Origin of the sequence: Tropicimonas marinistellae (assembly GCF_001509585.1) — a bacterium.
GTDB classification, from domain to species: Bacteria; Pseudomonadota; Alphaproteobacteria; order Rhodobacterales; family Rhodobacteraceae; genus Tropicimonas; species Tropicimonas marinistellae.
Genome location: NZ_LNCI01000009.1, coordinates 77,371 through 88,139, shown reverse-complemented (window position 1 = coordinate 88,139; position 10,769 = coordinate 77,371). Strand labels below are relative to the sequence as shown.

Annotated in this window: 13 protein-coding genes and 1 tRNA gene; 11 read left to right on the top strand and 3 right to left on the bottom strand. The window is 60.9% G+C overall.

What is annotated here, in order from left to right:
- Positions 1 to 11: 11 nt before the first annotated feature.
- From ARC39_RS18740 to ARC39_RS18730, 3 genes are all read right to left on the bottom strand, one after another.
- A complete protein-coding gene (locus tag ARC39_RS18740) occupies positions 12 to 206 on the bottom strand; it encodes a ketol-acid reductoisomerase (protein WP_068116439.1) in 195 nt (64 codons plus the stop codon).
- Between the two features lie 282 nt (positions 207 to 488).
- Positions 489 to 719, bottom strand: coding sequence for a hypothetical protein (locus tag ARC39_RS18735; RefSeq protein WP_068116436.1), 231 nt, complete (start codon positions 717 to 719; stop codon positions 489 to 491).
- Between the two features lie 7 nt (positions 720 to 726).
- Complete coding sequence (locus ARC39_RS18730; RefSeq protein ID WP_068116432.1) at positions 727 to 1,380, bottom strand: alpha/beta hydrolase; 654 nt, start codon at positions 1,378 to 1,380, stop codon at positions 727 to 729.
- A 164-nt stretch (positions 1,381 to 1,544) separates the two neighbouring features.
- Between ARC39_RS18730 and iscR the strand changes: the two genes are divergently transcribed.
- The 11 genes from iscR (at position 1,545) to ARC39_RS18675 (ending at position 10,102) form a co-directional block, all read left to right on the top strand.
- Positions 1,545 to 2,012, top strand: coding sequence for a Fe-S cluster assembly transcriptional regulator IscR (iscR, locus tag ARC39_RS18725; RefSeq protein WP_068116431.1), 468 nt, complete (start codon positions 1,545 to 1,547; stop codon positions 2,010 to 2,012).
- Between the two features lie 131 nt (positions 2,013 to 2,143).
- Complete coding sequence (locus ARC39_RS18720; protein WP_068116429.1) at positions 2,144 to 3,184, top strand: cysteine desulfurase family protein; 1,041 nt, start codon at positions 2,144 to 2,146, stop codon at positions 3,182 to 3,184.
- A 47-nt stretch (positions 3,185 to 3,231) separates the two neighbouring features.
- The gene (sufB, locus tag ARC39_RS18715) at positions 3,232 to 4,755 is read left to right on the top strand and encodes a Fe-S cluster assembly protein SufB (RefSeq protein WP_068116427.1); all 1,524 of its coding nucleotides are present in this window, start codon (positions 3,232 to 3,234) and stop codon (positions 4,753 to 4,755) included.
- A 57-nt stretch (positions 4,756 to 4,812) separates the two neighbouring features.
- Positions 4,813 to 5,124 carry a heavy metal-binding domain-containing protein gene (locus tag ARC39_RS18710; RefSeq protein ID WP_068116424.1) on the top strand — a complete coding sequence of 104 codons (312 nt, stop codon included), beginning with the start codon at positions 4,813 to 4,815 and terminating at the stop codon, positions 5,122 to 5,124.
- Positions 5,125 to 5,200: 76 nt separating this feature from the next.
- Positions 5,201 to 5,494, top strand: a complete 294-nt coding sequence (locus tag ARC39_RS18705; RefSeq protein WP_068116422.1) for a hypothetical protein — start codon at positions 5,201 to 5,203, stop codon at positions 5,492 to 5,494.
- 83 nt (positions 5,495 to 5,577) lie between these two features.
- Positions 5,578 to 6,333: a Fe-S cluster assembly ATPase SufC gene (gene sufC / locus ARC39_RS18700; protein WP_068116420.1), complete on the top strand. Its 756-nt coding sequence runs from the start codon at positions 5,578 to 5,580 to the stop codon at positions 6,331 to 6,333.
- Between the two features lies 1 nt (position 6,334).
- Entirely contained in the window at positions 6,335 to 7,630 is a 1,296-nt protein-coding gene (locus ARC39_RS18695; protein ID WP_068116418.1) for a SufB/SufD family protein, read from the top strand.
- A 2-nt stretch (positions 7,631 to 7,632) separates the two neighbouring features.
- Positions 7,633 to 8,142, top strand: coding sequence for a YIP1 family protein (locus tag ARC39_RS18690; protein ID WP_068116417.1), 510 nt, complete (start codon positions 7,633 to 7,635; stop codon positions 8,140 to 8,142).
- A gap of 7 nt (positions 8,143 to 8,149) precedes the next feature.
- Positions 8,150 to 8,758, top strand: a complete 609-nt coding sequence (locus ARC39_RS18685) for a Yip1 family protein (RefSeq protein WP_161470992.1) — start codon at positions 8,150 to 8,152, stop codon at positions 8,756 to 8,758.
- The gene (locus ARC39_RS18680; protein ID WP_068116413.1) at positions 8,751 to 9,971 is read left to right on the top strand and encodes a cysteine desulfurase; all 1,221 of its coding nucleotides are present in this window, start codon (positions 8,751 to 8,753) and stop codon (positions 9,969 to 9,971) included. The genes ARC39_RS18685 and ARC39_RS18680 overlap by 8 nt, the downstream gene beginning before the upstream one ends.
- Positions 9,972 to 10,025: 54 nt before the next feature.
- Positions 10,026 to 10,102: transfer RNA gene (locus ARC39_RS18675), tRNA-Arg, on the top strand.
- Positions 10,103 to 10,769 lie beyond the last annotated feature (667 nt).

The following is a 10,769-nucleotide window of genomic DNA, read 5'->3' as shown; positions in this document are numbered from 1 at the left end:
GTGCGCCGCGTTCAGGTGTCCGCGCCGCCTTTCAAACGGACAGCTGCATCGATCTGAGGGGCCGGCGTACACCATTTGTCTTCTTTAACTTCCCAAACCGCATCGCGGACCTCTGCATGGATCACGATCCGATCCGAGGATGTTTCAACGATGGTTGATGGCAATATGCTGAGGAAGAGTAGGAATGCTTCGGTGGTCAGACACATGGCGGTTCCTTTAGCAGCCCGAAGTTGTCCTCCCTGCGGCCATGTTCGCCTGTACGTTGTGGAAATACCAGTTCGGCAATGCTGCGGCGCGGCATGTCTTGGCGTTTTGAACGGCTACTAGCCTGCTCGGCATGCGGATCGATCAAAAAGAATGCATGGTGCAGAGAATTGAATGCCCCAATAACGGAGCACTCCAAGACTTCGCCGCGCGAGAAATCCCCGAAGGAGACCCGGTCCGGCTCATTTCGTGGTTTTTCGGCCCTGACGCGAAAGCCCGCGAGGCTAGCCGCTCGACTTTTCTTCCAACTGGCTTACCTGCGCGACGAGAAACTCCCGCGCCCGTTTCTCGGCAAGCCTCATCCGAATCGAGGTCAGGTAGGCTTCTTCCATCGTCGTTGAGGTGGCCCCGAGTTGCTTGGCGACCTCGGTGATCAGCTCTTCCTTGCCGAACCTGTGGGCCTCGTCGATCGTGTCCTTGGCCAGCCCATCGGCGAGGTCTTCGAGAATGCCCATTGATGCCTCAACGCGTGGTTTCTGTCAGACGGCGGCGCACGTAGGTCTCCACGTGATCCAGCATCGGCTGCATGTAAGGCTCCTCGAAGAAGTGACCGGCGCCTTCCATCTCTTCGTGGGTGATCGTGATCCCCTTCTGCTCATGCAGCTTTGACACCAAGGTATGGGTGTCCTTGGGCGGGGCGACCCGGTCCGCGCCTCCATTGATAATCAGGCCCGACGATGGGCAGGGGGCGAGAAACGAGAAGTCGTACATGTTCGCGGGCGGCGAAACCGAGATGAAACCGGTGATCTCGGGGCGGCGCATCAAGAGCTGCATGCCGATCCAGGCGCCGAAGGAGAAGCCGGCGACCCAGCAATGCTTGGCGTTTTGGTTCATCGACTGCAGATAGTCGAGCGCGGAGGCGGCATCCGAAAGCTCGCCCACCCCCTGATCGTATTCTCCCTGCGATCGACCGACGCCGCGGAAATTGAACCGCAACACGGTAAAGCCCATGTTGTGGAAGGTGTAATGCAGGTTGTAGACGACCTTGTTGTTCATCGTGCCCCCGAACTGCGGGTGGGGGTGCAGGATGATTGCGATTGGCGCGTCCTTTTCCTTCTGCGGGTGATACCGGCCCTCCAGCCGACCTTCGGGTCCGGGAAAAATCACCTCGGGCATGCGCCTGCCTCTTCCTTTTCGGGCCGGCCGATGCGTCACCTGGGTGCGTTGACGCGAAAAGTCCGGCAAACTAAAACGTTGCGAGCGTGTGGGCCGCGTGTGCGCGCAGCGACTGGCAGTTAATCTGCCGAAACGCTCACGTCAACCTTTCGGGAGGGAGTGCCGTGAAACTGAGCACAAAGGGCCGCTATGCAATGGTGGCACTGACCGATCTTGCACTGGCGCCGAAGGGGGAACTCGTCACCCTGTCGGAGATCAGTGAGCGGCAGGACATTTCGCTGCCCTACCTGGAACAGCTCTTCGTGAAACTGCGCCGCGCCGGGCTCGTAGAATCGGTGCGCGGGCCGGGCGGCGGGTATCGGTTGGGGCGTGCACCCGAGCAGATCCGGGTGTCCGAAGTTCTCACGGCGGTGGACGAAACCGTCAGCGCGCTTCATATGGGGGCAGGGGCCAAGGGGGGCGTATCCGGAAGCCGGGCGCAATCCCTGAACAACCGTCTGTGGGAGGGCCTGTCGGCGCATGTCTACGTGTTCCTGCACCAGGCGCGTCTGTCGGATGTGATGAGCAACGATCTTGCGCCATGTCCGGCCGTTCCCTCGCTGTTCCAGATGCACGACGATTGCTCCCCCTGACAGATTGCGCCGCCTGACGCGCTGACCTATGGGTACAGCGGCCAGCGGTGCTGCTCTGGACCGTTTCTTCGTTCGAAAGAAACCTTGGCACGGGCGGCTTGTTGTTGGGTTTTGATGTTCGGGCGACAAGAATGACACGGACCTATCTGGACTGGAACGCGACCGCGCCGCTCAGACCCGAGGCACGGGCCGCTATGCTGCAGGCGATGGACCTTCTTGGAAACCCGTCGTCGGTGCATGCGGAGGGGCGCGCCGCGAAAGGGCTCTTGGAGCGCGCACGTACGCAGGTTGCCAACGCGTTTGGGGCCGACGGCGCAGATATCGTCTTCACGTCCGGTGCAACGGAGGCTGCGGCCATGGCCCTCGCGGGGCGGGGGCTTGCAGCGGCGGAAATCGAACACGACGCGGTCCTGAGCTGGGCCGATACGGCCCTATCGGTTTCTGCTAGCGGGCACGTCGACGTGCCGAACCCGGAACGTGCGACGTTGCAACTGGCGAACTCCGAGACCGGGATCCTCCAGGATTTGCCGCCCGGGCTGGCGGTGAGCGACATGACCCAGGCGTTCGGCAAGGTTCCTCTTGCCTTCAACTGGGCGGGATGCGACATGGCGCTGATTTCCGCACACAAGATCGGTGGACCGAAAGGCGTGGGAGCGTTGGTGCTGAAGCGCGGGTTGGACGTATCGGCACGCATTCGGGGCGGCGGACAGGAGATGGGGCGGCGCTCAGGCACGGAAAACCTTGTCGGAATCGCTGGATTCGGTGCTGCGGCGGCAGCCGCACAGCGCGATCTGGAGGCCGGAGCCTGGGAGCGCGTGGAGAAACTTAGAAACATTCTAGAAAAAGCACTGGATTCTTCCGCAGAGGATATTATTTTTGTCGGGAAATCGGCGCGGCGACTCCCCAATACCACCTCCATCATCGTGCCGGGGTGGCGGGGAGAAACCCAGGTGATGCAGATGGATCTGGCTGGCTTCGCGATATCCGCGGGATCGGCCTGCTCCTCCGGCAAAGTGAAATCTAGCCGCGTGTTGCGGGCAATGGGGTTCGGGGACGGCGCGGAATGCGCCATCCGGATCTCGATTGGACCGACGACGACAAAAGATGAGGTGCTGCGATTTGCCGATGTCTGGGCTGACGCGCACCGGAAACGAAAAGCCCGGGCAGGGTAACCTGCCTGGCTGGGTTGCAAGGCCCAATTAGACGGATTGGAGCGGATATGACGGCAATTGAAGACAAGCTGGACGTTAAGGAAGGCGTTGATCGGGAGACCGTCGAAGCTGTCCAGAATATGGGCACCTACAAATACGGTTGGGACACCGATATCGAGATGGAGTATGCCCCGAAGGGCATCAACGAGGATATCGTTCGACTGATCTCGGAGCGCAACGGGGAGCCGGAGTGGATGCTGGATTGGCGGCTGGCCGCCTTCCGCCGTTGGAAGCAGATGGAACAGCCCGACTGGGCGCTCCTCAATGTGCCCGGCATCGATTACCAGGACCAGTATTACTACGCAGCGCCTGCGTCGATGCACGAGAAACCGAAGTCGCTCGACGAGGTTGATCCCAAGCTTTTGGAAACCTACGAGAAACTCGGAATTCCGCTCAAGGAGCAGATGATCCTCGCCGGTGTCGAAGGAGCGGAGAACGCTCCCCAGGAGGGCCGGAAGGTTGCAGTGGACGCAGTGTTCGACTCGGTGTCGGTCGGAACGACCTTCAAGGAGGAACTTGCCAAGGCCGGGGTCATCTTCTGTTCGATCTCCGAAGCCATCAAGGAACACCCTGAACTGGTGAAGAAGTATCTGGGCTCGGTGGTGCCGCAGTCGGACAATTTCTTTGCGACGCTGAACTCGGCAGTCTTCTCCGACGGCTCCTTCGTTTACGTGCCCGAGGGCGTGAGCTGTCCGATGGAGCTTTCCACCTACTTCCGGATCAATGCCGAAAACACCGGTCAGTTCGAGCGCACTTTGATCATCGCCGACAAGGGCGCCTACGTGAGTTACCTGGAAGGCTGCACGGCACCGCAGCGCGACGTCGCGCAACTGCACGCGGCGGTGGTTGAAATCGTCGTTCTGGAAGACGCGGAGGTGAAGTACTCCACCGTGCAGAACTGGTTCCCGGGCGACGAGAACGGGCATGGCGGCATCTACAACTTCGTCACCAAACGGGCTGATTGCAGGGGCGACCGCTCCAAAGTGATGTGGACGCAGGTGGAAACGGGCTCCGCGATCACCTGGAAGTACCCGTCCTGCATCTTGCGCGGCGACGACAGCCAAGGTGAGTTTTATTCCATCGCCATCACCAATAACTACCAGCAGGCCGATACCGGTACGAAGATGGTGCACCTGGGGAAGAGCACGAAGAGCCGGATCGTCTCCAAGGGGATCAGCGCCGGCAAGGCGCAGAATACCTATCGCGGGCTCGTTTCCGTCCACCCACGGGCGAAGGAGTCACGCAATTACACCCAGTGCGACAGCCTCCTGATTGGCTCTACCTGCGGGGCGCACACGGTTCCCTATATCGAGGTGAAGAACAACTCCTCACGCGTGGAACACGAGGCGACAACGTCCAAGGTGGACGACGACCAGCTCTTCTACTGCCGCCAGCGCGGTATGGACGAGGAGGAAGCCGTGGCGCTTGTGGTCAACGGCTTCTGCAAGGAAGTCCTTCAGGCGCTGCCGATGGAATTTGCCATGGAAGCGCAACAGCTTGTGGCGATTTCTCTGGAGGGATCGGTCGGCTGACCGCAACCCGGCCACAGAACGGACCCTGACATGAACCCCTGGGAGAAGGCGGGATCAATGATCGTGACCACCACACCGGCCGTGGAAGGCCGGCCTATCAAGGACTATCTCGGAATTGTCGTCGGCGAGGCGATCCTCGGCGCGAATGTGTTCCGAGACGTTTTTGCCGGAATCACGGATATCATTGGTGGGCGTTCGTCGAGCTATGAGGCGAGCTTGGGTGAGGCGCGCGAGACCGCACTGCGGGAGTTGGAGGAACGCGCGGCCGCCCTCGGGGCCAATGCGGTAGTGGGTGTCGACCTGGACTACGAGGTTATCAACAACATGCTGATGGTCTCGGCCTCGGGCACGGCGGTAAGGCTTTCTTAAGTGCTGATTTCGTCAATATATCGCCCACATTCAAGGCAAGGTTGTGCCGGAACCGGAGTAGGTGAGGTTAACGATCATGTCCGTCGCAATGGATCAGAGATTTGCCGAGCGCATTGCGCGCATCCAATCTGGCAAGCAATGGATCCCGGACGGTGTGGCGGTGCCATCGAAGAAAGAACTGCGCCGGGCGAAGCAGGTCCGCGCGCCGTTGCCATGGTACAATCGGCTTCTCTCCTTTCTGCTTACGCTGGCGCTGGTCGGCGGCGTGCTGGCGGCGTTTCTGAACTACCAGCCAGACTTGGTGGGTCGCATTCTCTCGGACGACTCCTCGACGACCTCGACGATCACACGGATTCCCGCGGGCGGCTGAGCCCCGCGTCACTTCCTCTCCATTCGAAACATCTGGCCGGGTCCCTCGCGGACGCCGGCTTATACCGTATGTAAGGGCTAAATATGCTGGAAATCAAAAACCTGCACGTCAAACTTGAAGAAGAAGACAAGGCAATTCTCAATGGCGTCGACCTGACCGTTGAGGCCGGCAAGGTCCATGCGATCATGGGGCCGAACGGGTCTGGCAAATCGACGCTTTCCTACGTCCTTTCCGGGCGCGACGGCTACGAGGTGACGGACGGGTCCGCCGAAATGGATGGGAAGGACCTGCTCGAACTGGAACCTGAAGAGCGCGCAGCAGCGGGCCTTTTCCTGGCATTCCAATACCCTGTGGAGATCCCCGGCGTCGGCAATATGACGTTTCTTCGGACGGCGGTGAATGCCCAGCGGAAAGCGCGCGGGGAGGAGGAAATCTCCGCTGCCGATTTCCTTAAGCTGATCCGAGAAAAGGCAAAGACTCTGAAGATCGACGCTGACATGCTGAAGCGTCCGGTCAATGTCGGGTTCTCGGGTGGCGAGAAAAAACGCAACGAGATCCTGCAGATGGCCATTCTAGAGCCGAAGATGTGCATCCTCGACGAAACGGATTCAGGGCTCGACGTGGACGCTATGAAACTTGTCGCCGAGGGTGTGAACGCGTTGCGTGACGCCGGCCGGGCGTTCCTCGTGATTACCCACTACCAGCGGTTGCTCGACCACATCCAGCCGGACGTTGTCCATATTCTCGCGGGCGGCCGTATCGTGAAGACGGGCGGGCCGGAACTGGCGCTCGAGGTGGAGAACAATGGTTATGCCGATATCCTCTCGGAGGTGGCGTAACATGGCACTGCCACAACAGAAGCAGGATGCGACCGAGGCGCGTATCGCCGCAATCGCGAAGCCCGCGGGGGGTGTCTGGCTGACCGAAGCGCGCAACGCCGCGTTGTCGCGCCTACGGGCAATGGGATTGCCGCACGCCCGTGACGAGTATTGGAAATACACGCGTCCAGCTACGCTGGTGCAGCCGGACGTGCCGCCGGCAGCGGTGTTCGAGCTCTACGAGTCCGCCGTCTTCCACGAGATTGACCGGTTGCAGATTGTCTTTGTCGATGGGGTTTTCGACCCCGACGCCTCCGACGACCTGGCGATGGCCGGCGTCGAGATCGAGCCACTCGCTCAAGCCGGTGCCGCCGATATCCACTGGGCACGCGAACTCTATGGCGTGCTTGAAGCGAACGGACAGAGCCCGGTGGAGCGCCCGCTGGCCGCGCTGAACACGGCCTTCGCAGAGAATGGCGTGCTGATCCGCGTGACGGGCAGGGCGGAAAAGCCGGTCAACCTAAGCTACGTACAGAAGACCGAGAACCTCGATGTGACGATCCACAACGTGGTCAAGGTTGAAGAGGGTGCAGACCTTACGCTGCTCGAAAACGGCCCCGCAGCATCGCGTCTCAACAAGGTGCTCGAGGTAGAAGTCGCCGACGGTGCCGCGTTCCACCATGTGCGCACGCAGGGGCGCGCACATGAGCGACGTGCGGCGACGCATATGTTCGCCCGGCTTGGTAAGGAAAGCACGTTCAAGTCCTTCACACTTACCGTGAATGGCGCTTTGACCCGCAATGAGGCGGTGGTGGAAATGACGGGCGACGACGCGGTGGCGCATGTTGCCGGGGCAGCACTCGGTGATGGCGCGACCGGCGACTTCCACCACGACGACACGGTGTTCGTCACGCACGACGCGGTGAATTGCGAAAGTCGACAGGTTTTCAAGAAGGTGCTGCGCAATGGGGCAGTCGGTGTCTTCCAGGGCAAGATCCTCGTGAAGGACGGAGCGCAAAAGACCGACGGCTACCAGATCAGCCAGTCGCTGCTCCTCGACGACGACAGCCAGTTCTATGCAAAGCCCGAATTGGAAATCTACGCCGACGATGTGGCCTGCTCCCACGGCTCGACGTCGGGAGCCATTGACGACGAGGGGCTTTTCTATCTGCGCTCGCGTGGTGTGCCGAAGGATATCGCGACCGATTTGATGGTCGTCGCCTTCGTTGCCGAAGCGATCGATGAGATCGAGGACGAGGCCATCGCTGCCGACATTCTGGGCCGTCTGGAAGGTTGGCTGGAACGGCGCCGGGGGTAGAGGTGGCCATCACCGCCGAGATCCTGCGAACCTATCGGGCGCCGCGCGACGTGATGCGGCGCTTGCTGGGCAGCCTGCCGGGCGATGACCGGCCCGAGGCGCGTGCGCTGGTTTTTCTGTTGCTTGGATGCTTCATCGTTTTTGTCAGCCAGGTGCCGGGCATTCTGGCCTTCGACATGCCGGCGGAAGATGCTCCGCCCGCCGAGGCGGTACTGGGAATCACGTTCTTCATATGGCTGTTTGTCTGGCCGCTCCTTTTCTATCTTCTTGCCGCGCTCAGCCATCTCGCCGCGCGCATGTTCGGAGGCAGGGGCAGCTTCACACGGGCGCGCGTCGCGTTGTTCTGGACGGTGCTCGCGGTGTCGCCGATCATGCTGCTGCGCGCAATTGTCGAGGCTCTGATCGGACCGGGCGCACAACTCACGGTGGTAGATGGGCTGGTGGCTCTTGCGTTTTGTGCCGTCTGGGCAATATCGCTGATCGAGGCCGAGACGCCGGCGTCCGATGAGTGAAGAAACGATGAGCCAATCTCTCCCCAGCTTTCCGGAACTCGTGCGGGAGACGATCCAGAACCCGCGTGGTGCTGCCGGTCGGATTATCGCACAGAATTATCCTGCCTCACTCATGTGGGAAGCGCTGCTCCTTGTCGTGGCGCTTAGCGTTCTGGCAGGCTACGCGCCCATGGCACTTCTCGGTCCGGCGGATGAGGAGATCACGGTTATTCTGCCGGCGGTGTTCACGAGCCCACTATGGCTCGCGGCAGTTCAGGGCGTGCTGCTTGCGCTTGCGGTTTTGGCGATCCACCGGATAGGGCGCAGTTTTGGCGGTCAGGGCAGATTCGCTGATGCGATTGCGCTGATGGCTTGGCTGCAACTCCTCATGGTCTTGCTGCAAATTGTGCAGGCAGTTCTGATCCTGCTCGCTCCGACATTTTCCACTCTTGTCGGCGTCGCTGGCGTAATCGCCTTTTTCTATCTTCTCACCCAGTTCGTGTGCGAATTGCACGGGTTTAGCCGCCCGGGAGTGGTGTTCTTTGGCATCCTCGTCTCGATGATTGGGCTGATAATGCTGATGTCGATCCTGCTGGGCCTTCTGGGTGTCGGCCAAATGGAGATCCCCGATGTATGACGTTCAGGCCGTGCGCCGAGACTTCCCCATCCTGGCGCGCAAGGTGAACGGGAAACCGCTGGTCTATCTCGACAATGGCGCCTCCGCTCAAAAGCCCCAGGTCGTAATCGACGCGGTTACACGCGGCTATGCCGAAGAATACGCCAATGTCCACCGGGGGCTGCACACGCTATCGAACCTGGCCACCGAAAAATACGAAGCCGTGCGCGGGATCGCGGCGCGTTTTCTCGGCGTGGCAGACGAGGGTGAGGTCGTCCTGACGTCGGGTAGTACCGAGGGGATCAACCTCGTGGCTTACGGCTGGGCGGTTCCATGCCTCGAGGCTGGCGACGAGATCGTGCTGTCGGTCATGGAGCATCACGCAAACATTGTGCCGTGGCACTTCCTTCGCGAGCGGCAGGGCGTGGTACTCAAATGGGTCGACGTCGATGTCAACGGGGATCTGGATCCTCAGGCCGTACTGGACGCCATCAGCCCCCGCACGAAGCTGGTAGCGGTGACCCATATGTCCAATGTGTTGGGCACCGTCGTAGATGTGGCTGGCATCGTTGCGGGCGCGCACGCCCGAGGCGTTCCGGTGTTGGTCGACGGCAGCCAGGCAGCGGTGCACGCGCCGGTGAACCTCGACGCGATCGGAGCGGATTTCTATGCCATTACAGGCCACAAGCTGTATGGCCCCTCCGGTTCTGGTGCGATCCATATCCGAAAGGAACGGATGGCCGAAATGCGCCCCTTCCTCGGAGGCGGAGATATGATCCGCGAGGTTCACAAGGACACGGTCAGCTATGCCGAGCCGCCGATGAAGTTCGAAGCCGGAACGCCGGCGATCGTGCAGCAAATTGGCCTCGGCGTGGCGCTGGAATATCTGATGAATCTCGGCATGGAGAATGTCGCCGCTCATGAGCGCCGCCTGCGCGACTATGCCCGGGACCGTCTGGAGGGCATCAACTGGCTCAACCTGCAGGGGCGCTCGGCGGGCAAGGGAGCGATTTTTTCCTTCACGTTGGAAGGAGCGGCACACCCGCACGACATCTCGACCGTTCTGGACAAGAAGGGTGTCGCGGTCCGCGCCGGACACCATTGTGCCGGCCCACTCATGGACCATTTGGGCCTGTCAGCGACCTGTCGCGCGTCCTTTGGTTTGTACAACACGGTGGATGAGGTCGATACCCTGGTCGAGGCTTTGGAACTCTGCCATGAGCTCTTTGCCTGACGTCCTCATTCTCAGTTGCGGGACGCTGCGAGAGCCGCTATACGCCTCCGGCACGCACCCGTAGCTCAGCTGGATAGAGCGCTGCCCTCCGAAGGCAGAGGCCAGAGGTTCGAATCCTCTCGGGTGCGCCATCACTCGCTCCATTGTTTCGTTGCGATGTTTCACCCGGCACGGGTGCGAAAACCTCGGGAATCCGACTTGTTACGTTCTGGGGGCCGCGAGAGACGCGGTTACTTGGGCGCAATCCTGTGCCGGAATGGCAGGTGGCAGATGTATGCCGATGAGGGGCAAGTACCAATTGTGTCGCCGCGAAGCACGATGCCGAGCATTGGGAAAGGTAGGTTAAGGTCGAACAGGGGCCGTTTGCACTACCCGCGCGGGGTGCTTTCCCGCGGTGCCGACGAAGGGAGATGTCAGTCGCCGAGCGCGGCTCCGTTTCTGAGAAGAAACGGCCGGACGATTTATTGCGGTAAGCGCGAAGATCCCCGACGCGATCGGCCCGCAGTTGCGAGCCGGCGCAGCGCTCGTCGGGCCATTCCCGATCAACCTCGCGGAGGAGAACTCGCGCGGGAGACCGCCTGAGGTTCCCACTATGACGGGTGTGCTTGGCGCAGTTCCAACGGGCAGCCGTCCAGCTTCGAGGAGCTATGGCCGCCAGGTTCATAGCGCTTGATCCTATCTCCATATTCGCTGGCCACGGGGTGCCTCGCAATCACCCGGTTTTCGCAACCGGACCGACCTCCGGCAGAAAATGCCCAATTGGCAATGAGTTGACTCGCTCTGGGTCCGTGTCTCACA